Annotated in this window: 28 protein-coding genes and 1 tRNA gene; 9 read left to right on the top strand and 20 right to left on the bottom strand. The window is 62.5% G+C overall.

Going from position 1 to position 17,503, the window contains the following annotated elements; genetic code table 11:
• Nucleotides 1-184: 184 nt before the first annotated feature.
• The gene (locus IVB41_RS24235) at nt 185-1,060 is read right to left on the bottom strand and encodes a DMT family transporter (protein WP_027567038.1); all 876 of its coding nucleotides are present in this window, start codon (nt 1,058-1,060) and stop codon (nt 185-187) included.
• 150 nt (nt 1,061-1,210) lie between these two features.
• Here IVB41_RS24235 and IVB41_RS24240 point away from each other — a divergent pair, with 150 nt between their 5' ends.
• Nucleotides 1,211-1,609, top strand: a complete 399-nt coding sequence (locus tag IVB41_RS24240; protein ID WP_247435608.1) for a RidA family protein — start codon at nt 1,211-1,213, stop codon at nt 1,607-1,609.
• Between the two features lie 52 nt (nt 1,610-1,661).
• Here IVB41_RS24240 and IVB41_RS24245 read toward each other — a convergent pair whose 3' ends face one another.
• From IVB41_RS24245 to IVB41_RS24255, 3 genes are all read right to left on the bottom strand, one after another.
• Nucleotides 1,662-2,207 (bottom strand): hypothetical protein, encoded by a 546-nt coding sequence (locus tag IVB41_RS24245; RefSeq protein ID WP_027567036.1) that lies wholly within the window; start codon nt 2,205-2,207, stop codon nt 1,662-1,664.
• On the bottom strand, nt 2,152-2,496 hold the full coding sequence (locus IVB41_RS24250) for a hypothetical protein (RefSeq protein ID WP_007590760.1): 345 nt from the start codon (nt 2,494-2,496) through the stop codon (nt 2,152-2,154). The genes IVB41_RS24245 and IVB41_RS24250 overlap by 56 nt, the downstream gene beginning before the upstream one ends.
• 198 nt (nt 2,497-2,694) lie before the next feature.
• On the bottom strand, nt 2,695-3,282 hold the full coding sequence (locus IVB41_RS24255) for a formyltransferase family protein (protein WP_247435611.1): 588 nt from the start codon (nt 3,280-3,282) through the stop codon (nt 2,695-2,697).
• A gap of 189 nt (nt 3,283-3,471) precedes the next feature.
• On the opposite strand from IVB41_RS24255, the gene IVB41_RS24260 reads away from it, so the two are divergent.
• Both IVB41_RS24260 and IVB41_RS24265 read left to right on the top strand, forming a co-directional pair.
• A complete protein-coding gene (locus tag IVB41_RS24260) occupies nt 3,472-3,759 on the top strand; it encodes a hypothetical protein (RefSeq protein WP_247435614.1) in 288 nt (95 codons plus the stop codon).
• 338 nt (nt 3,760-4,097) lie between these two features.
• Nucleotides 4,098-4,334, top strand: coding sequence for a hypothetical protein (locus IVB41_RS24265; RefSeq protein WP_247435618.1), 237 nt, complete (start codon nt 4,098-4,100; stop codon nt 4,332-4,334).
• 3 nt (nt 4,335-4,337) lie between these two features.
• On the opposite strand, the gene IVB41_RS24270 is transcribed toward IVB41_RS24265, so the two are convergent.
• The 3 genes from IVB41_RS24270 to IVB41_RS24280 all read right to left on the bottom strand — a co-directional run bounded on the left by IVB41_RS24270 (nt 4,338) and on the right by IVB41_RS24280 (nt 7,128).
• Entirely contained in the window at nt 4,338-4,640 is a 303-nt protein-coding gene (locus tag IVB41_RS24270; protein WP_247435621.1) for a hypothetical protein, read from the bottom strand.
• Between the two features lie 93 nt (nt 4,641-4,733).
• The gene (locus IVB41_RS24275) at nt 4,734-6,782 is read right to left on the bottom strand and encodes an acetoacetate--CoA ligase (RefSeq protein WP_247435625.1); all 2,049 of its coding nucleotides are present in this window, start codon (nt 6,780-6,782) and stop codon (nt 4,734-4,736) included.
• A 118-nt stretch (nt 6,783-6,900) separates the two neighbouring features.
• Entirely contained in the window at nt 6,901-7,128 is a 228-nt protein-coding gene (locus tag IVB41_RS24280) for a hypothetical protein (RefSeq protein WP_027567031.1), read from the bottom strand.
• A gap of 524 nt (nt 7,129-7,652) precedes the next feature.
• On the opposite strand from IVB41_RS24280, the gene IVB41_RS24285 reads away from it, so the two are divergent.
• Nucleotides 7,653-8,762 (top strand): AI-2E family transporter, encoded by a 1,110-nt coding sequence (locus IVB41_RS24285; protein ID WP_247435629.1) that lies wholly within the window; start codon nt 7,653-7,655, stop codon nt 8,760-8,762.
• A 115-nt stretch (nt 8,763-8,877) separates the two neighbouring features.
• Nucleotides 8,878-9,297 (top strand): NUDIX hydrolase, encoded by a 420-nt coding sequence (locus IVB41_RS24290; RefSeq protein ID WP_035961255.1) that lies wholly within the window; start codon nt 8,878-8,880, stop codon nt 9,295-9,297.
• A gap of 1 nt (nt 9,298) precedes the next feature.
• Here IVB41_RS24290 and IVB41_RS24295 read toward each other — a convergent pair whose 3' ends face one another.
• The 4 genes from IVB41_RS24295 to IVB41_RS24310 all read right to left on the bottom strand — a co-directional run bounded on the left by IVB41_RS24295 (nt 9,299) and on the right by IVB41_RS24310 (nt 10,792).
• The gene (locus IVB41_RS24295; protein ID WP_027567028.1) at nt 9,299-9,589 is read right to left on the bottom strand and encodes a hypothetical protein; all 291 of its coding nucleotides are present in this window, start codon (nt 9,587-9,589) and stop codon (nt 9,299-9,301) included.
• A 106-nt stretch (nt 9,590-9,695) separates the two neighbouring features.
• Complete coding sequence (locus tag IVB41_RS24300) at nt 9,696-9,935, bottom strand: hypothetical protein (protein ID WP_027567027.1); 240 nt, start codon at nt 9,933-9,935, stop codon at nt 9,696-9,698.
• Nucleotides 9,936-10,058: 123 nt separating this feature from the next.
• Nucleotides 10,059-10,301 carry a hypothetical protein gene (locus IVB41_RS24305; RefSeq protein ID WP_007590794.1) on the bottom strand — a complete coding sequence of 81 codons (243 nt, stop codon included), beginning with the start codon at nt 10,299-10,301 and terminating at the stop codon, nt 10,059-10,061.
• A gap of 320 nt (nt 10,302-10,621) precedes the next feature.
• Nucleotides 10,622-10,792, bottom strand: coding sequence for a hypothetical protein (locus IVB41_RS24310; protein ID WP_007590796.1), 171 nt, complete (start codon nt 10,790-10,792; stop codon nt 10,622-10,624).
• A gap of 484 nt (nt 10,793-11,276) precedes the next feature.
• Here IVB41_RS24310 and IVB41_RS24315 point away from each other — a divergent pair, with 484 nt between their 5' ends.
• On the top strand, nt 11,277-11,939 hold the full coding sequence (locus IVB41_RS24315) for a hypothetical protein (protein WP_247435632.1): 663 nt from the start codon (nt 11,277-11,279) through the stop codon (nt 11,937-11,939).
• A gap of 192 nt (nt 11,940-12,131) precedes the next feature.
• Here the strand turns inward: IVB41_RS24315 and IVB41_RS24320 are convergent, their stop codons facing one another.
• Complete coding sequence (locus tag IVB41_RS24320) at nt 12,132-12,491, bottom strand: hypothetical protein (protein ID WP_155809614.1); 360 nt, start codon at nt 12,489-12,491, stop codon at nt 12,132-12,134.
• 163 nt (nt 12,492-12,654) lie between these two features.
• Here IVB41_RS24320 and IVB41_RS24325 point away from each other — a divergent pair, with 163 nt between their 5' ends.
• Complete coding sequence (locus tag IVB41_RS24325; RefSeq protein WP_027567024.1) at nt 12,655-12,861, top strand: hypothetical protein; 207 nt, start codon at nt 12,655-12,657, stop codon at nt 12,859-12,861.
• A gap of 581 nt (nt 12,862-13,442) precedes the next feature.
• On the opposite strand, the gene IVB41_RS24330 is transcribed toward IVB41_RS24325, so the two are convergent.
• The 7 genes from IVB41_RS24330 to IVB41_RS24360 form a co-directional block, all read right to left on the bottom strand.
• On the bottom strand, nt 13,443-13,625 hold the full coding sequence (locus IVB41_RS24330) for a hypothetical protein (RefSeq protein WP_018457954.1): 183 nt from the start codon (nt 13,623-13,625) through the stop codon (nt 13,443-13,445).
• A 74-nt stretch (nt 13,626-13,699) separates the two neighbouring features.
• On the bottom strand, nt 13,700-13,891 hold the full coding sequence (locus tag IVB41_RS24335) for a hypothetical protein (protein ID WP_247397768.1): 192 nt from the start codon (nt 13,889-13,891) through the stop codon (nt 13,700-13,702).
• 47 nt (nt 13,892-13,938) lie between these two features.
• Nucleotides 13,939-14,322, bottom strand: coding sequence for a hypothetical protein (locus IVB41_RS24340; protein WP_247435635.1), 384 nt, complete (start codon nt 14,320-14,322; stop codon nt 13,939-13,941).
• A 116-nt stretch (nt 14,323-14,438) separates the two neighbouring features.
• A complete protein-coding gene (locus IVB41_RS24345) occupies nt 14,439-14,795 on the bottom strand; it encodes a hypothetical protein (RefSeq protein ID WP_247435638.1) in 357 nt (118 codons plus the stop codon).
• 75 nt (nt 14,796-14,870) lie between these two features.
• Nucleotides 14,871-15,101: a DUF6894 family protein gene (locus IVB41_RS24350; RefSeq protein ID WP_247359394.1), complete on the bottom strand. Its 231-nt coding sequence runs from the start codon at nt 15,099-15,101 to the stop codon at nt 14,871-14,873.
• Nucleotides 15,102-15,158: 57 nt separating this feature from the next.
• A complete protein-coding gene (locus tag IVB41_RS24355; RefSeq protein ID WP_247435640.1) occupies nt 15,159-15,404 on the bottom strand; it encodes a hypothetical protein in 246 nt (81 codons plus the stop codon).
• A gap of 50 nt (nt 15,405-15,454) precedes the next feature.
• On the bottom strand, nt 15,455-15,841 hold the full coding sequence (locus tag IVB41_RS24360) for a response regulator (protein WP_247435643.1): 387 nt from the start codon (nt 15,839-15,841) through the stop codon (nt 15,455-15,457).
• 223 nt (nt 15,842-16,064) lie between these two features.
• Here IVB41_RS24360 and IVB41_RS24365 point away from each other — a divergent pair, with 223 nt between their 5' ends.
• Nucleotides 16,065-16,514: a hypothetical protein gene (locus IVB41_RS24365; protein WP_247435647.1), complete on the top strand. Its 450-nt coding sequence runs from the start codon at nt 16,065-16,067 to the stop codon at nt 16,512-16,514.
• A gap of 767 nt (nt 16,515-17,281) precedes the next feature.
• Here IVB41_RS24365 and IVB41_RS24370 read toward each other — a convergent pair.
• Nucleotides 17,282-17,357: transfer RNA gene (locus IVB41_RS24370), tRNA-Lys, on the bottom strand.
• A 2-nt stretch (nt 17,358-17,359) separates the two neighbouring features.
• Between IVB41_RS24370 and IVB41_RS35665 the strand changes: the two genes are divergently transcribed.
• The gene (locus IVB41_RS35665; RefSeq protein ID WP_256464252.1) at nt 17,360-17,494 is read left to right on the top strand and encodes a hypothetical protein; all 135 of its coding nucleotides are present in this window, start codon (nt 17,360-17,362) and stop codon (nt 17,492-17,494) included.
• The last annotated feature ends 9 nt before the right edge of the window (nt 17,495-17,503 follow it).

The raw sequence follows: 17,503 nt of genomic DNA on the forward strand, positions 1-17,503 counted from the left end.
GAAATTGCAGGCAGCAACAGATTGGCAACGAACTTACACGAAGTGGCCGATTTGGCGCCACCAAAACGGCAGTTCGTCGCGTTCAACCCGCTGCAGTGTGGCAGAATGTGCACGATGGAATACCCTTCCAACGTGATCTAAATCACACGGCCACTTGGTTTTGTCGCGCGAAGCGGCGCGAGGTTCAGCGTGCGCGGGCGGGAACCGGCGAAGCCGGCTTCAAGTTCAGGAGATTGCCGCAGAGGATCAGCGCCGCGCCGAGCACGGTCCAGGAGTCGAGCCGCTCGGAATAGAGCAGCCAGCCGACGGTGGCCGTGAGCGGAACCCGCAGAAAGTCCATCGGCACCACGATGGTCGCATCCGCATACCGGAGCGCGCTGGCGAGGCAATAGTGCGAGAATGTGCCGCAGACCCCGATAACGAACAGCCAACCCCACAGGGAGGCCGACGGCCAGGTCCAGACATAGAGCGTAGGGAGCAGACCCACGACCATCTGCACGACGATCATCCAGAACAGGATCGACAATGCGCTCTCGGTCCGGGTCAGTGATTTCGCCAATATCATGGAGATGCTGAAGCCGATCGCGGCTCCTAGCGCGATCAGCTGGCCCGGATTGATCTCGCCGGTGGCGGGCCGCACGATCATGACCACGCCGACGATGCCGAGCACGATCGCGGCGATCTTCCAGACGGTCATGCGTTCGGACAGGAATGTTGCGGCCAGCAGTGCCGTCCAGATCGGCATGGTGAATTCGATCGCGACGACCTGGCCGATCCCGATCAGCGTCAGTGCGTAGAACCAGCCGAGCTGTGCGAAATAATGCACCCCATTGCGCGCGAGATGCTGGGGCAGGCGCTTGGTCGCGACCGCCTTGAAGCCACCGGACCGGTAGATGATCGGCAGCAGAAGCGTGAACCCGATCACCGAACGCACTTCCATGATCTGAAATACATTCAGCTCGCGCGTGGTCTCGCGCCCGGCGACCGCCATGACCAGCATCAGCGACAGCCAGCCCGCCATCCACAGGGCAGCCATCGTTTTGGACGGTGTGGTGTTCATCGGCGCAGGTTTGGAGGCGAGGGTTCTGAGGGAGGGCCGGTATCGGCGACATCGTCGCCGTTTGCAACGGCCAAATCTGCCGGTGCAGCGATGCATGGCGGCGTGCTAAGGCATCACTGAACAACGAGAAAAATCGGGAGATATTCGCTCATGCAAATCTTGCAGCCGGCCGAGTGGAAAAAACCGCGCGGCTTTTCCCATGGCGTCGCGGTCGAGGGGCCGGGCCGCTGGGTGGTGTTGGCCGGGCAGACCGGCGGCGACGAGACCGGCAATTACGCGCCTGACATGGCAGCGCAGGTCGGGACCGCGCTGAAGCGGGTCGTCAAGCTCCTGGGCGAGGCCGACGCCGGCCCCGAGCATATCGTCCGCCTGACCTGGTACCTGACCAGCCGCAGCGAATATGAGGCAGCCGGGTCCGGCATCGGCGCGGCTTGGAAGGAAACGCTGGGGCGCAATTTCCCGCCCTCGACCTTGCTCTACATCGGCGGCCTCGTGGACGACCGGGCCAAGGTCGAGATCGAGGTCACGGCGTTCGTGCCGGGCACATAAAAAATCGACCCGGCGAGATCGCCGGGTCGATTGTCAATCTACTTGTATCGGCTTAGCGCGACAGCGAGATGTTGGCGCCGCGGAACTGGCTATCGGCACGCATCGTGACGTTCTGCTTGTTGCCGGACGTCTTCAGCGAGATGTTGGCGTTGAAGCCGGCGGTGGAGGCGAGCAGCTCATAGTTTCCACCCGCGCCGCGGCCCGAAAGGGAGCCGCTGATATTGCGGCTGGCCTCGGACCAGCTGCCCGCGATGGCGCTGCCTTCAGCCTTTACGTTGGCGCCGAGGTTGAACTTGTACGCGTCGCTGGCGCAGGTCAGCGACAACTCCATCGTCGGTCCGACCGGAGCGTATTTGGCCCGGCAGCGGATCCGCTCGGTCGAGCCGTCGTCCAACGTGACCGTTCCCGAGCCGCTCCAGCTGCCTGCCAGCGGGGCAAACGGGCCCGACTGGGCCTTGCTCTCGGAATTGGCAATTCCGGCCGCAAACATGACGGCAGCCGCAATCAGGAGCCGCTGGCCCAGACCGCTGGTCACGATTCTTCTATTGGCGCGATGCTTCCCACCGCCCGCTGCACGGTATGCCTGCAGATGCTCCATTCCACTTCCCCGATCCGGCGTTGCCGCTGAGTTGACCGTTGGCATATGCACCATTGATCGAAACTTTCACAAGTCCCCCGCTGCCGATGGTGCCGGAAACGTTAGCGCCCGGCGCGGTGATCTTGCCGTCGGCAACCGTCAGCAAGGAGCTTGCGGTCGGCTCGCAGGAACCGCTCTTGGTGACGATGGTGACCTGCCAGTTGCCGTCATAGGGAGTCTGGGCGAAAGCGGGCGCGGCGAGGGTGAAAACTGAAGCGGCACAGAACGCCGCAATGCGAGCAAAACGCATAAAATCCGTCCTTGAATTTGTCTGATATGCTGACCGTTATTCGGGCCAAATGTGACGGAAATTTGGTGCGGTGCCAAATCGAAAATTGTTCCTGTGGGAACAATGGTTTATTTGGGTTTCCGGCTGCAATTTTCGAAGCAAAATCAACGCCCCTTCACGTTAAGGGTAAACGTCGGGACAGCGACTCAGGAGAGGGCCTTAGGAAAGGCTTGGCGCCGAGGTCGCGAACTGCTCGTCCTGAGTCTTCGCCGGCAGCGCCTTGTGGACCTTGGCATAATCGATCACGTCGGCCAGCAATTTGAGCCCGAGCGGGGCGAGCGCGCGCTCCCACAGCTCCCGCGCCGTCTCGCCCTTCTTGACGAAGCACCACTCCTGGGCCGCGATGGCGCCGGCGTCCATGCGGTCGGCGAGGTGGTAGATCGTGCCGCCGGCGATCGGGTCGCCTTCCTTGATGGTCCATTCCACGGCCGCCTTGCCGCGGTGACGCGGCAGCAGCGAGGGATGATAGCCGATCCCACCCAGCTTCGCGGCCTCGAGCGCGTCCTTGCCGATCCGGGCGTGGCTGTGCGCGGTGACGATCAGATCGGTGTCGGGGGCGATCTCGGAGGCCACCACCAGCTTGGGATTGGCCTGGACCACGACTTCGATGCCCGCCGCCTTGGCCGTCGCGGCGAGACGATCCTCGGCGTCGGCCACCACAACCCGCACGATCGAGACACCGTGCTCCCGGAGCATGTTCAGGGTGGTCACGCCGAAATGGCGGGAGCCGACGAGGGTAATGCGCATGGGTGTCCGATCCGTCTCGCAACTGCGTCATCTCCCGATAACACGTCCGGACGTCCTGTCACCACCCGCACTGCGTTTGCGCCGGTTATCAACAATGCACCGAGCGAGGCTGCGCGATGAATTCCGCGATTGCGGCGTCGGCCGGTCCGGTGCTTCCATACGCGGATGGCATCGGCTCGGAGCGAACGCATGCGAAGCGCGTGGTTTGTCCTTCTCGCGGCCCTGGTCGCAACCCCTCCGGCGCGCGCCGGCGGACAGCCCTATCCGGTGGTTCCGCCTGAGGTTGGTGTGGCGCCCTTCATCGGTCCGACCTGGGACACCTATCGCTGCGCGGAAGGGCCGGTCATCAATTTCTATCACGGCGCCTATTACGGCCAGGAGCCGCCGGCACTCTATCGCGGCTACGCGTACCGGCCGCATTACCGCTACAGCGCCTACCGCAGGCTGCCGCGCAACTATTTCTGCGTCACAGACTAGCCGTGCCACACCGCCACGGTCGGGCGGCGATTAGAGATAGGCCTGTTCCTGTGTTTCGTTTTTAACACAGAGATCCAGGATTTGCCGGTAGAACGTGGACCAACCGGGGCTGGCGACATTTCAACCCGTATCCGTTTTCGAACCCGGATTTGGCCGCTGGCATGATCGCCAGCGGCTTTTTCATGCGCGGCCATCACGAAATCATCTGACGGTAACATGATCTCAACCAGCTTGGCGTATCGACGAATCCGTCGCGGATTTGTATTGCGTACCGCGACACCGAGATCGTCCCGCCGGCGTGGGTGCGCCGTGCGGGCTTTTTCGCCGGGACCGATTTCATGCCGAGCGCGATTGAGCAGATCGTCGACGTCTATGTCCGGCTGAACAACCGGCGCGGCCTTGACGAGCTGATGATGCACAGACAGCGGCTTGCGGTCGATCTGAAGAGCAGGTCCGGCTACGACTTCAGCCTGCCGATCGGTCAGATCGACGAGGAGATCTCGATCATCGAAGCCGGCCTCAGCCGGCTCAAGTCAGGCGATATCGCTGCGACGGACGACGGTCAGCCAATTTGACGCTCAGTCGCGCCGGCCGCCGTCGATGACGGTGAACAACGGCCGTGCCTGAGTCGGCTCGACCAGCAATTCCTCCACCAGCGCGGTCGCCGCATCGATATATTTGCGCGTCGGCTTGTCGAGGGGGCGGGTGGCCTCATCGTCGAGCGCGACCTTTGCAGCCTCGACCAGCTTGCGCATTCGCGCCGCGTGGTCATCGCCCGCCGTCAGCGTTGCGCGGGCCAGCGAGCGCAGCACGAACAGCTCGCCCTCGAGGCGGAGCAGACGGTCGTTGAGCCTGGTGAGGACGGCGTTGAGGTCGGCCATGGCGCGCGTTCGTTTTCGGAAGATCCATCCTGCTCTAGCGGCGATCGGTGAACGGAGTCCAAACGGCATCGGCGCAATTGGGGCGATCTCCCCTCAGATCCCCCTCCGCGCCAGATAGTCGCGTGCAAAGGCAAGGTACCAGTCGAGGCAGGCGGGATTGGCCATCGCCTCCCGGTTGATGACCTTCTCGACGGGCTGGCCGAGCAGCAGCTTCTTGATCGGCAGCTCCTGCTTCTTGCCCGAGAGCGTGCGCGGGATCTCGGCGACCGCAAAAATCTCGTTGGGCAGGAAGCGGCGGGAGAGGCCTGCCTCGATCGCCTTGTTGATCCTCGCCCGCATCGCGCCGTCGAAGGCGACGCCTTCGCGCAGCACCACGAACAGCGGCATGTAGCTGTCACGGCCGAGATATTCGAGATCGACGACGAGGGAATCCAGCACCTCCGGCAACGCCTCGATCGCGGAGTAGAGTTCGCTCGTGCCCATGCGCAGACCATGCCGGTTGATGGTGGCATCGCTGCGGCCATAGATGATGCAGGAGCCGTCCGGGTCGACCTTGAGCCAGTCGCCATGCCGCCACACCGGCCCGCGGCCGCTGCCGTCGAAATTGTCCGGATAGGTCTCGAAATAGCTCGCGCGATAGCGCGCATCGCCCTTGTCGTTCCAGAAATAGAGCGGCATCGACGGCATCGGCTCGGTGCAGACGAGCTCGCCCACCTCGCCGATGACGGCGCGGCCCTGTTCGTCGAAGGCTTCCACGGCGGCACCCAGCAGACGGCACTGCATCGCGCCCGGCGTCTGCGGCAGTTCGCGATTGCCGCCAATGAAGGCGCCGGCGAAATCGGTGCCGCCGGAGATGTTGGCCCACCAGATATCGGCCTGCGCCTTGCTGCCGTTGATCTTCGCGAGCGCCGCGAAGCGGTCGTTGAACCAGGCTTGCGTGTCGGCGCTCAGCGGAGAGCCGGTCGAGCCGAGACATCGAAGCTGTGAGAGATCACCGGCGGCGGTGAGGTCGACCTCGGCTTTGGCGCAGTTGGCGAAGAACGCGGCGCCCGCCCCGAAGAAGGTCGTTTTGGATTGCGCGACGAAGCGCCACAACGTGGTCCAGTCCGGCTTGTCCTTGGCTCCGCCGGGGCTGCCGTCGAAGATGCAACAGGTGGTGCCGCTGAGCAGGCCGCCGATCTGGCTGTTCCACATGATCCAGCCCGTCGAAGAGTACCAGTGATAGCGCTCGCCGAACGAGTTCTCGTGGTAGGAGCAGCCGAGATCGTTGTGCAATCCCAGCAGCGCCAGCACCACGATGACGATGCCGCCATGGCCGTGCACGATCGGCTTCGGCAGACCGGTGGTGCCGCTGGAATAGACGATCCAGAGCGGATGATCGAACGGCAGCCACGCTGGCTCGAACGCGTCGATCGCGGCGCCCGTTGCTGCGACAATGTCGGAGAGCAGGGCGTCCGCCGCTGGGCGCGCGGCGGCGTCGCTGTGCAGAATGACGTGCTCGACCGTCGGCAGCGATCGCCGCAGCTCGGCGAGGACGTCTTTGCGATCGTGCCGGCGTCCGGCATAGGTGACTGCGTCGCAGGCGATCAGCACTTTCGGTTCGATCTGCTTGAAGCGGTCGATCACGGCGGGTGCGGCCATGTCGGGCGCGCACACGCTCCAGATCGCGCCGATGCTGGCGCTCGCCAGGAATGCGATGATGGTCTCGGGGATGTTGGGCAGATAGGCGGCGACCCGGTCGCCGGGCCTGATGCCTTTTTCTTTCAGATGCAGCGCGAGGGCAGCCGCCTTGCGCCGCAGCTCCGGCCAGCTCGTCTCGCAAAGCCTGCCGTCCTCGCCGGAACTGACGATCGCGGGCAGGCCGGCGGCGTCGGCCGCATCCACATGGCGGAACACCTGCCGAGCATAGTTGACCTGGGCGCCGGGAAACCAGACCGCGCCGGGCATCTTGCGCTCGGTGATCACGGCCGCAAACGGCGTTGGCGATTGCAGATCGTAATAGTCCCAGATGCTGCGCCAGAACCCGTCGAGATCGCGCACCGACCATTGCCGCATCTCCTCGTAGCTGGCGAAGGTAAGGCCGCGCTGTTCGGCGAGCCAGCCGCGGTAAAGGGCGATCTGGGGAACGAAGGGTGAGGTCATTGCGTGTCGGCTTCAGTTGCGGGGCGCGGATGTTAACCGGTGCCGCAGAGTAGCAGAAGCCGCAGTTCGGGCAGGCAGCGTTGACGGGAGTAGCTGGTCTGGGTCCGCTGGAAGCGGTCTACCAGCCCGCTCCGGCCCAGCGTCTTCCGAACACGGGTGGCTTGGCCTTCACCGCTTCCCAGCCGAAGAAATGATGCTTGCCGGACCAGGTGTGCACCACGCCGCTGCAGATGCTGCACTTGAAGCTGCCGGAATGCGCTTCGGCGTGCTCCTCCCTTGTCGCGGTGTAGTTCATGCTGCAACCCGGGCAGGTGAATTCTTCGATCGTCCAGATGCTATTGGCCATTGCACCGAAAGTGGTTTGGGGGACCTCGACGGAAGCCTAGGTGCCCGCCTTTGCAACGGCGTAAACCGGTCGGCTGAAATCCGGTTAATCGTCGTTAGCCAAGCCGGCATCCGGTTGCCGGCCTTGCCGGCGCGCTCGCCGCGCGCGGCGCTGTCGCAAGATCAATCGCCGGTCCGGTTGCTCCGCATGTCCCGGTCGATGCGCATCTGTACGCGCCTGATGGCGAGCAACGGCAGCCTGCCTTGCACGCGCCCGCAGCGGGCCCTGTCGCCGACGGCATAGGCGTAGCGCCAATAGCCCGGTGCCGCGTTTGGCTTCAGCGAAAAGTGCACGCCGCGGTGAATGCCTGCGTGTGCGACGGGCTCTCTGGGGCGGCGTGCCATCGTCTCGGAATGCCGAATGGCCCGATGCGTTCCTAATCACCGGCTCGGGCCGGCCCCGTCGCCTTGACGCCGGGTGCGCGGCTGGCAATAACGCTGGGCCGCGCAAGTGGCGGAACCCGCGTCAATGCCGCAAGGAAAGCCGTGCCCGTGAAAAGTCTGCGTCAGCTCCTGACGGGCGAGGACATCATCCAGCTCGTGATCCGCGTCGGCCTGCTCGGCCTGCTGATCATCTGGACCTTCCTGATCATCCGCCCCTTCGTGCCGATCCTTGCCTGGAGCGGCGTGCTCGCGGTCGCGTTCTACCCGGCCTTCAGCTGGGTCGCGAAGATCCTGGGCGGCCGGCCCAAGACCGCAGCGGCGATCCTGACCCTGATCACGCTCGGCATCGTCATCGGTCCTGCGACCTGGCTCGGCATCAGCGCAGTGGACGGCGTGCGCGAGCTGGCGCACCAGCTCGGCACCGGCGACCTCGCGCTTCAGTCGGCGCCGGAGCAGCTCAAATCGTGGCCGCTCGTTGGCCCCTGGCTATTCGATTTGTGGGAGCAGGCCTACAACAACATCCGCGCGGTGCTGCGCGAGGTGGCGCCGTATCTCCAGCCGCTGGCGGGACCGTTGCTTGGGCTCGCGGGTGACGCCGGTGTCGGCACGCTGCAGTTCCTGGTCTCGGTGTTCGTGGCCGGCTTCCTGTTTCCGCACGGGCCAAGGCTGGTTGCGGCCGGCCGCGGCTTCTTGTTTCGCATCGTGCCCGAACAGAGCGAGCATTTCCTGGGGCTCGCGGGGGCGACCATCCGTGCCGTGGCGCAAGGCGTGATCGGCGTCGCGATCGTGCAGGCATTGCTCGCCGGCATCGGCTTCAAGCTTGCCGCGGTGCCGAGCGCAGGCTTGCTCGCCTTCATCGTGCTGCTGCTCTCGATCGTGCAGATCGGCGCGTTCCTGGTGCTGCTGCCGGTGATCATCTGGATCTGGACCGCCAAGGACGTCACTACCGCGCTGCTGCTCACCGTGTTTCTCGTCGTCGTCGGCTTCCTCGACACCATGTTGAAGCCGCTGGTGATGGGGCGCGGCCTGACCACGCCGACCATCGTCATCTTCGTCGGCGTGATCGGCGGCACGCTGGCCCACGGCATCGTCGGCCTGTTCATCGGCCCGATCATCCTGTCGGTGGCCTGGGAGATGATGATGGCCTGGATCAGGACGGAGGACCGGGCAGAGGCGGGGTCGAGGGCGGGGACAGCGACGGGCGAGGTCTGATCCGGCCCCCTCGAACGGCGGATCGGCCTGCCTGCCGGAGTCAATCAGACCTGGCGGCCTTAGCCCCGTGTGATCAAGGTCCACGGAACTTGTCTATCCGACTAGACAAGTTACCATGGGCTCGATTCTGTTCTCGATTACGGCGGACATGGCGAAGTCTTCCAAGCTGGTCGCCGCCAAGCGCGGCAAGGTATTGTTGGTCAGGCGCCGGTCGGACGGCCTGTGGATGTTCCCGGGCGGCCGCAAGCGCGCGCGCGAGTCCGACAAGGACTGCCTGCGGCGGGAGATCAAGGAAGAGCTGCCCAAGCTGAAGCTCGGCCGGATCAGCCTCTGGAAGGAAGTGACGGCCAGGAACAAGCGCTCCGGCCGCAAGATGAGCGACGCGATATTCATCGCCAAGGGCGCCAAGGGCAGGCTCGCGATTGGCGACAAGAACGAGATCGATCGCGCCGTCTGGCAGAAGCCGCGCGGCATCCGCCTGACGCCGACCTCGCGCTATATCCGCGACCGCCTGTTTCCGCGGAAGCGTGGGTGAGCTAGTCCCCGTCGTCCTCCGACGAGAGCTGTATCCGTCCGGTGTGGGCCCGCGAAAAATTGGCGCGCGGTTGCGGCGCGGACACCCTGGCCATTTCGGTTTCGCGCTGCTCCTTGCGAACCTTGCGCGCGCGCTTCATGGCCTGCTTGACCTGAGGGTTCGGCGAATCCTCCGCGAAGAACAGCACCACCTCGCAGCTCGGACATTGCCTGGAATAGCCGTCCTGCAACCGTCCCGCGCGGTCGCGGAACACGGTCTTGCAGCGCGTGCACTGAATCTGGACGAAACTCATGCGCGGTCGATCGACAATGACTGATGGAAATGGATCGTCAGATGATCCCAAATGTCTGAAGAAAGCTTGAACGCGTCCGGCACTTCAAGCCGCTTGAAACAGCCGCCTATTGCTTGGCCGCCATCGTGTCCAGGCAATGGTTGAGGTAGACGGTGCGATCCCTGGGCAGCACCTTCTCGAGATCTGCCTTCAGCGCGCATTCGCGCTGCCGCATCTGCTCGGCCCGCCGCTTCTCGGCCGCCTCGCGATATTCGGGAGCGACCTTGTTGGGATCGACGAGGGCCTGCGAGCGGGCGGGAGCCGTCACGGCGAGGGCAATGGCGGTGATGACAATGAGCTGTTTCAAATGAGCCTCCATTAAAAGGCTCATTCTAGCGCTCGGGCGGCGAGGGCTCAAACGGCAAATTCGCCGAGACACCCGGCAGCGAAGTTGATTTCAACCACCTGAAGTTGGGACGAGGGGAGGCCGTCACTTCGGGACGTGGTCGATCTTGTGGCCGAGATGCCCGGTGTCGTGATCGCGACGCAACTGGCTCAGCGATGTCTCGTTCAGCTGGTGCAAGACCTCGCTGAGTTCAGTCGTATCTGGATAACCGGCGGCAAAACCCTTGCCGTAGATCTTGCGCAACGTACCGACCAGCGTGTTGCCGTGCTTCTTGCTGATCGCGCCATCCTTGTCGCGGTGGCGATGATCCAGGCCCGTGTCCTTCATGGCTTTCTCCCTGAGCGGCGTCTGCGCGCCTGGAGAGAGCGTGCTCCCAAACGAGTTGATTGGCAACGGCACGGCGCGCGGCAGTTGAGCCTCAGCAAGGTGTGGAAAGATCGAAGGACGTGTGAAGCAGTTCACAAGCGATGGTCGGGATCGCTGCTACGAAGGCCTCATTGCTTCACCAATTGATATTTTGAAACGCCCCAGCGCTCCACCAGGCGCTGGGGTTTTCACGTCGATCACCGTAACGGCCAGAGCGCGCGGCGCGCGATCGGTCGGGTGCTTTCCGAATGATGCCGAAGATTGATGCCGAAGGCGGGCGGCTACGCGGCTTGCTCCTCGAACGAGGTGTAGACCTGGCCACCTGGACCAATCACCTGAACGCCCCAGCACCCGTCAGCAATAAGCTCCTTGGCCTTCTTGAGGGCGGCGGTGAGTGACAGCCGCTTGAGGCTGACGATTCCTGCCGTGTCGAAACCGCTGATTTCAAACATGCCGTTCCTCCCTGTTTTGTCGAATCCTACACTTTTTGAGCGGGTTGTCTCGCGGCTTTTGGGACAGGGGGCCGGCGCAGGAGCAGGCGGTGGCTAAAATCGCGAAAACAACCCCATGCACAGTAGCTAAGTCCCGCTGGCGCAACGCTTTCTTTTTGGCACACGGCGGTTGCATCCGGCGGAGACGCCGTTGACTCGTCGGGCAAAACAGGGGTAGTTTGCCAACTTCGGAAAATCCGCTTCGGGACGCGGCGGCTTCCCGGGATCGGGAGGAGCTCTCGCGCCGGCCTGCGTGTCATGTCTGTCGTACGCCCCCGTAGTCGGCCGGGGTGGTGGGGTCTGCAGCAGGCCGCGGCCGCTAACGTGGAATTAAGCTGAAAAGCCCACAATTTTAGACAGTTGTAGATGGGTGCTGCGTAAGGGAGCCGTCGCGAGGACGTTCCGGCGACGGCTTCCTGTTGCTCGCTCATTTGGGGTCAATGCCATGACCACGACTTTCGAAACGCAAGGCCTTGTCGAACAGCTCGACCCTGCAGCACTGGCTGCGGCCATCGCGGCCGACGAACCAGCAAGCTTGGATGCTCCAGAACCGATCAAGCGGTCGAGCCGCACGTCGGTCATGGCGCTGTCGGTGTGTGCCCTGGCCATCAACGGCGCGGCGGCGATCTACACATGGCCGTCGGGCCTGCCATCGCTGAACCTGAGCAGCCTGGCTGATCTGCTACCGCGGCAAGAGGCTTCAGTGGCAAAGCCGGATCCGGTTGTCGCTGCCTTGAAGGATATTCAGTCGACCCAGCAGCAACACACGGCTTCGCTGCAGGAGAGCAACCAGGCACTGCAGCAAAACGCGGCTGTGTTGCAGGCCGATTCCATGGTGCTGCTTTCGCTGCGACAGAGCATCACGGACGAACGCGTCGATGTGAAGAAGGTATCCTCCCAGCTGTCCACTCTGATTGCGAAGATCGACTCGCTGCAAAATGCCATGATGTCGGACGTCACGTCCTCCGTTCGAAGAGCGCATGCGCGCTACGGACTGTCCGCAGCGATCCGCAAGCGGCTCGCCCGGCAGTCGAAATCTGTAGGTCCCGTTTCAGTTGGAGGAGCGCCGCTGAGCGTGCCTGCTACAGTTTCGGCCCCGGAGAGCTGAAGCTAGGGCCAGGCAAGTCACCTGGGACCAAGTGATCTGGGACCATGTCCGCGCTCACTTGGCGGGCTCACGCGAGCGGGGCTTTTGCCCGACTTGGAATTACGGAATGCAGGTGACAGTGCAGTCCGGCACCGTCACCACGGATCCGAAGAAGGATTATTAGGGGCCCGCGGGCTTACCCCGAGGGGCCGTTCAATAGTAACGGCGCCGTGGACGGCGCTCGTAATAATCATCGCCGTAATAGCCTTGCCGGCCCTGTTGAAACTGCGGCGGAACCGTTCCGTTCGGGTAGCACTGGCCGTCGCGGGTATCGATATCGGCACCGTGTCCGCAAGGAACGGGATAGTGGCCAGAGCCTCTGCCGCCACCATAGTATTGCCGAGCGGCCTGTTCTTGCGGCGGCAAGTAGCCGTTGGGGTAGCACATGCCGTCGCGGGCGCCGACGTCCCAGCCGTTGCCGCACGGCGGTGGGTGTACAGGGACACGGTATTGAACCTGATGAACCTCACCGAGCTGTAGAGCCAGCAAGGTTGCGACGACTGCACCGATCATCGGATATTCTCCCAATCGCAATATGCCTACGACTGAGCGGCTGAATGATCGCTGAACGGGTTCACGCCGGCGATCTTAACCTCACTCTAAGAAATCGTTGTCCGGAGGCGTCCCGTTGGATATAAAGGGAACCTTCCGCCAGCGTCAGTTGCGTCCGTGAGTCATGATTACGTACAAGCAGTACCATATCGAGCAAGTTGAGCACGGCCCCAAGCGCTGGGTTGCTCGCATCACGCGGACAGACGGCCAGAACATTCGCACCATTCTGCCGGCGACTGAGCGTCCCTACCTCGAGACGAAGCCGACAGCGTCCGCCGAGGAAGCCGAGGCGCTCGCCAAGGAAGGCATCGACTTCGGCGGCGTGGTGTAGTCCGCCGTCGCGGTCTTCTGACTTTCGTTCGCGAAATTCGCCGGCGCTTCATCGGCAGCGGTGGTGCGGTGCGTGCAGCTTTGTCCGTTACCGGTGATCTGCTCGACATGGTCGTTGATTGCTACGATCAGCGGCCGCTGGCATTCACGCGTACCCAGTTATGGGTACAGGCCCAAGCGCAAGATCAAGAGACCGTTCATCGAACTGTTAGAACTACGGTGGATAGCGCAACGGAAGGTGCTTTAGTTCGTCGGCCTCGCTCGCCAGCCGTTTTCCTGATGGGGAATGGTGGCAGTGATATCGACGTCTCTCACAGCGGATTGGCGCCACGCCGCCACCCCGAAGCACAGGGTCAGAGTCATGGCGGTCGCCAACAGCAGCACGGACAAAAACTGGCTCACGCGCCCCCCCACAAGAAGAACATACTGAGGCAGCGAGCACGCACAGGCGATTCGGAAAATGCAGGCGCGCTGACCTGCAGGGAGTTTTCCCCAGGTTGTAAAACGGTGGATCAGCACCTTCGACCTTGCACCCGCCGCGGCTCCGGAGCCGCTATTGCAGGCCGGCTTTTCACCCGAAAACTATTGTGGCTCGGTTGGCTTGTCGCGCTCGTGGCTCTCGGCTTCGGCGGCCGCGCACGCATCCATGCCATGGCATTTGCTTAGATAGTATCGAGCGCCTGCGAAGATCGAGCAAACAATCACCACGGAAACCAACAGGAAGATCATCCACCGACGATTCAACATTCCCATGACCTTCTGCACCCTCCATCCGACGCGGCTCGTTCGCCTGACCGGCCCCACCAGGCGAGGCGAGGCGAAAGCTGGATCAGCCCAAATCAGACCTTGCGCTTCGGATTCAGTCGAGCCTCACGCTCCAGCCGCTCGGACTTCAGGCGTTTCAGGTTTTCCTGAAACTCCGGCGTGGCTTGACTGTCGGCTATCGTCTGTCTCGATCCTATCGGATTGAGGGTCCTTCGTTCGGCTTCATCCGCCAGTTGTTGCGCGGCGGACCGTTTGGGTTTGATCATTTGCTTTCTGCCTTCGGGCGAGATTGACCAAGCGGGCGCCGGTCAATTCATTTTCGATTTGGCCGGTCGCGTCGAACGTTCTGGAATTCCTCGGGTCCCTTGACGAGCCGCCGCTTGCGGCTGGCCTGGTCATCCGGGCTCGCTTTGTTGTCTTTGAGCTTGTCGATCGCGCTGCCCGCCATTTCCCGAGCCCGCTCGGACGAGGCCTTGGCGGCAGACGTAACCGTGAGGGCAGGGGCGGATTTGCCCAAGCCAATCTCGACCAGCCGACGGATGGATTCAGAACGAGCGGGAGTGTCTTGCTGTCCCGACGCCCATGCGTCGATCTGAGCGACAGTCGATTCCGGCCAGCGCGTGCCGATCTGGACGCCCTGACCAGTCGCGGGGCGGCCGCGATGTTTTTTGGCACGAATCTTTTTTGCTGGTTTCATTTATTTTGGTACCAAAAAATAAAGCCAAAGGGAAGCGCTAACCTTCGATAATTGTGCCTGTTTAACGCACTGTCATCGCATCAATCCCACGCAACATCGTGATCGCAGATTTGCTGTCAGGCGGCTCCCCGTAGAGGGAGCGCCAGTTGTACAGCAAAAGGTCGGGAAGCATTTGCCTGGATGAAGGCCTGCAAGGCCGGCGTGATCTCGCTACCCCTGACACGCACCGCAAGCTCATCTGCGATCTCGCTGGTGGCATCGCGAGACCAGCCCTCGATCGCGTTGAAGGCGACAATACGGACGGGATAGGCGTACTGCCCGGAGAGTAGGTCGCGGATGATGGTCTCGACATCGGTGTCCTGCTCGTCGGTCTCGCGCCAGGAGCAGCCGGCGCGCGCGCCGAAGTCTTCCAGCACCAGGTAAATCTCACGGTCGAGCCGATCCAGGGGCACAATCGACGGCGCATGACGCATGACGCAACTCCTACTCAAAAAGGCAATCGCCCGGCCGTGGGATCGTTCCGGCCAAACCCCTCCAACAGAGTGAGGCTATCGCCCGTTCTGCGCGCTGATGTAGATGTTGAAGATCGACGTTCCGGCCTCGTCGGTGACCTCCAGGTGCCATTCGTGGCCCGGTTCAAGTCGACCCTGCATGTTCTTCAGAAGGTCGGCGGCAAAAACCGTGGCCTCTCGCCAGGTCGCTTCAGCGTCCGGCAGGTCTTCGCCTTCAGGGTCAGTGCTCGGTTCAACACCCCGGACGTGGAAAAAATAGCGCGGCATGCCTGAAATCCGGACGAAAGGCTCCGTGCAAAACTTGGCTCGGCAGCGAGTGCACTGTTACTTCTCCTCTGGTTCGGGATGAAGTGCAGCTTTCTCCGTCTTCATTTCCTCGATCAAGCCGGCGATGCCGTCTCTCGCGATCTTGTCAGTAATAAGAGACAACAACCGGCTATGGTGCGCGATCTTCTCGTCGATTTCATCGCATTTGCCGCACATGAAGATATCCTGCGTCATTGCAGGCAAAGCCTGAACGGCCACCTGAGATGAAAAACTTTCATTGCCGAGCTTGGTTCCCGCCGCCACGCTTGGGATGGTGGCCGGCTACTAGAGCCAGTGAATGGGTGACGGCGGTTTTACTCACGAGTGACGTGATTGAGGAGCTGCGAAACCGCAGTGATGAGCTGGGCCGGCGCGAACGGCTTCTGCAACAAGATGCTGCTTGGAACCCCTTGCGAGCCCCAATCGTCCGCCACGCCACCGGTCATGTAGACTATGGGCAACGTCGGCTCTCGTTCTCTGACCTGTCTGGCCAAGTCCCAGCCGCTGAGCCTGCCCTTGAGGTTTACATCCGCGACGAGCGCCCGGTACTCCTTCATACCGCTTCTGAAGAGAGTCAGAGCTTCCTCGGCAGACGACAGGATATCAGTCGCGAAGCCTGCCTCCAGCAGGGCTTCCTCGACCACCGCCTGCAATGGATATTCATCCTCAACCACCAGGATGAGAGGCGGCGGCGCTGTCATGTTTACTCCGTCTCCGATGGCTGACCTACAATGTTGCCCGGCTTCGTTTCCCCAAAATGTGTCCGAAAGTGAACATAAGAGGGTGCGGAGGCCCCAGGAACTGCCGGGCCGCATGACGCGACATACATTGACATCAGGCCAACGAGACGAAGCATGGGCGCACTCTCAATCTTGGTCGTGGAGGACGTCGCGCTGATCCGTCATCCGTATGATGGTCTGCGACATGCTGGAGGAGTTGGGTCGCGAAGTCGTCGCCGAAGCAGGCACCCTGAAGGAAGCAATCGAAGTCGCGCGGGTGGCTGACTTCGATTTGGCCATTCTCGACCTGAGGCTTGGCGATGAAACGACCGAACTGGTGGCGGAGATCACTCGTGGTCGCGGCTTGCCATTTTTCTTCCTGACCAGCCACACATCCGATGGATTGTCAGTTGGCTTCCGCAATGTCCCCGATTGGAGAAGCCGGTTCTCCGCTCCGCACTCGGGAAGACGATCGAAAACTGCGCGAGATCTTGAGCGGCTAGCAGGGGTTGGCTGTGACCTTCAGGCTGCCGCCTTGCCCTTCGCCAAGCTTGCAAGGTCCTTCCAGGCCAAGGCGGTCCGCAACCACTTCAACCGCTCGGCGGGACAGGTCGCGGCGATCGCCTTCTGCATCGCGGCGATGGCTTCTGCTTGATGGTCGAGGTCTCCAATCATCGGAGCAATCATTCGCCAGAATTATTAAGACCGGCGAAAATCTACAGCCCGGAAAACTACCGGCTTACGCCGCCGTGGAGCCTACGTCCAAGCCCTGGCCCTGTGGACGCGCCAGTCCGGCGCAATCCGCTCGCCCCCGTCCTGCGAGGGTTGGCTATCATAGGTTAAAGCGCGACTCAGCAAATGCAGCCGAGGATAAACTGGCAACAGGCTGGGGACGCCGGGCGATGGCACAGTCACGCTATCCGTTGATCCGGAGGTGGACACCGGAGGAGCATCAACAACTGCTGGCGATGGCGGCGGCTGGGCACCGACCCGACGAGATCGCGCAGGCGTTGGGCAGAACAGAACCAGCGGTGCGAGGCCGCGCGAATTTGCACAACATTCCATTGCGACTGGTGACGCAAAAGCGGAAAGGCCCATGATCAAGGGCGTGGCCATAGCTGCTCTCGTCCTGGCGGCGGCGAGTCTCGCAGACCAGCAGTTGTCCTACGGGCGGTATACTGACCGGGTCTTGGCAATGCTGCGCGAGATCGAGCATTCATTCCGGCGATAGTCACAGAGCGACGGGGCAGCGATCACCGATGCAGGACTTTTGCCGTCCAGTCGGGCCTCATGTCCGCGGCGCGCCCGCCGCGCGCGGTGCAGAGGGGGCATCGAAGCGCCGCGCGTGCTACACCGGCAACCGAACTGCCGACAGACAGTCTTATCGGAGCGCGTCGTCTCGGCGTAAGTAATTGCTTAATGTGGTGAGCGCGCTGGGGCTCGAACCCAGGACCCCGTGATTAAAAGTCACGTGCTCTACCGGCTGAGCTACGCGCTCCCATGGCCGCTGATGGCTTCAAAGAGATCGCCATCGTCTTCGGACATTTGGAAAAGCATGTCTTGCCGCCACATCGACGCAAGCGTTGCGGAAAAACCGGCTTTTTCCGGATCATGCTTTCGGCCCGCGCTGTGTAGGGGGATGGG

It is taken from the genome of Bradyrhizobium sp. 44 (genome assembly GCF_023073095.1).
Taxonomy (GTDB): Bacteria; Pseudomonadota; Alphaproteobacteria; order Rhizobiales; family Xanthobacteraceae; genus Bradyrhizobium.

Bases quoted from the DNA above. Each gene is read 5' to 3' on its own strand.
- IVB41_RS24235 (WP_027567038.1), bottom strand. From the start codon at position 1,060: ATGAACACCACACCGTCCAAAACGATGGCTGCCCTGTGGATGGCGGGC.
- IVB41_RS24265 (WP_247435618.1), top strand. From the start codon at position 4,098: ATGCCGAGCGCGATTGAGCAGATCGTCGACGTCTATGTCCGGCTGAAC.
- IVB41_RS24315 (WP_247435632.1), top strand. From the start codon at position 11,277: ATGACCACGACTTTCGAAACGCAAGGCCTTGTCGAACAGCTCGACCCT.
- IVB41_RS24340 (WP_247435635.1), bottom strand. From the start codon at position 14,322: ATGAAACCAGCAAAAAAGATTCGTGCCAAAAAACATCGCGGCCGCCCC.
- IVB41_RS24305 (WP_007590794.1), bottom strand. From the start codon at position 10,301: ATGAAGGACACGGGCCTGGATCATCGCCACCGCGACAAGGATGGCGCG.
- IVB41_RS24250 (WP_007590760.1), bottom strand. From the start codon at position 2,496: ATGCGTTTTGCTCGCATTGCGGCGTTCTGTGCCGCTTCAGTTTTCACC.
- IVB41_RS24260 (WP_247435614.1), top strand. From the start codon at position 3,472: ATGCGAAGCGCGTGGTTTGTCCTTCTCGCGGCCCTGGTCGCAACCCCT.
- IVB41_RS24245 (WP_027567036.1), bottom strand. From the start codon at position 2,207: ATGGAGCATCTGCAGGCATACCGTGCAGCGGGCGGTGGGAAGCATCGC.
- IVB41_RS24270 (WP_247435621.1), bottom strand. From the start codon at position 4,640: ATGGCCGACCTCAACGCCGTCCTCACCAGGCTCAACGACCGTCTGCTC.
- IVB41_RS24310 (WP_007590796.1), bottom strand. From the start codon at position 10,792: ATGTTTGAAATCAGCGGTTTCGACACGGCAGGAATCGTCAGCCTCAAG.
- IVB41_RS24350 (WP_247359394.1), bottom strand. From the start codon at position 15,101: ATGCCGCGCTATTTTTTCCACGTCCGGGGTGTTGAACCGAGCACTGAC.
- IVB41_RS24320 (WP_155809614.1), bottom strand. From the start codon at position 12,491: ATGATCGGTGCAGTCGTCGCAACCTTGCTGGCTCTACAGCTCGGTGAG.
- IVB41_RS24365 (WP_247435647.1), top strand. From the start codon at position 16,065: ATGCTGGAGGAGTTGGGTCGCGAAGTCGTCGCCGAAGCAGGCACCCTG.
- IVB41_RS24335 (WP_247397768.1), bottom strand. From the start codon at position 13,891: ATGATCAAACCCAAACGGTCCGCCGCGCAACAACTGGCGGATGAAGCC.
- IVB41_RS24255 (WP_247435611.1), bottom strand. From the start codon at position 3,282: ATGCGCATTACCCTCGTCGGCTCCCGCCATTTCGGCGTGACCACCCTG.
- IVB41_RS35665 (WP_256464252.1), top strand. From the start codon at position 17,360: ATGGCCGCTGATGGCTTCAAAGAGATCGCCATCGTCTTCGGACATTTG.
- IVB41_RS24280 (WP_027567031.1), bottom strand. From the start codon at position 7,128: ATGGCCAATAGCATCTGGACGATCGAAGAATTCACCTGCCCGGGTTGC.
- IVB41_RS24240 (WP_247435608.1), top strand. From the start codon at position 1,211: ATGCAAATCTTGCAGCCGGCCGAGTGGAAAAAACCGCGCGGCTTTTCC.
- IVB41_RS24290 (WP_035961255.1), top strand. From the start codon at position 8,878: ATGGGCTCGATTCTGTTCTCGATTACGGCGGACATGGCGAAGTCTTCC.
- IVB41_RS24295 (WP_027567028.1), bottom strand. From the start codon at position 9,589: ATGAGTTTCGTCCAGATTCAGTGCACGCGCTGCAAGACCGTGTTCCGC.
- IVB41_RS24360 (WP_247435643.1), bottom strand. From the start codon at position 15,841: ATGACAGCGCCGCCGCCTCTCATCCTGGTGGTTGAGGATGAATATCCA.
- IVB41_RS24275 (WP_247435625.1), bottom strand. From the start codon at position 6,782: ATGACCTCACCCTTCGTTCCCCAGATCGCCCTTTACCGCGGCTGGCTC.
- IVB41_RS24345 (WP_247435638.1), bottom strand. From the start codon at position 14,795: ATGCGTCATGCGCCGTCGATTGTGCCCCTGGATCGGCTCGACCGTGAG.
- IVB41_RS24325 (WP_027567024.1), top strand. From the start codon at position 12,655: ATGATTACGTACAAGCAGTACCATATCGAGCAAGTTGAGCACGGCCCC.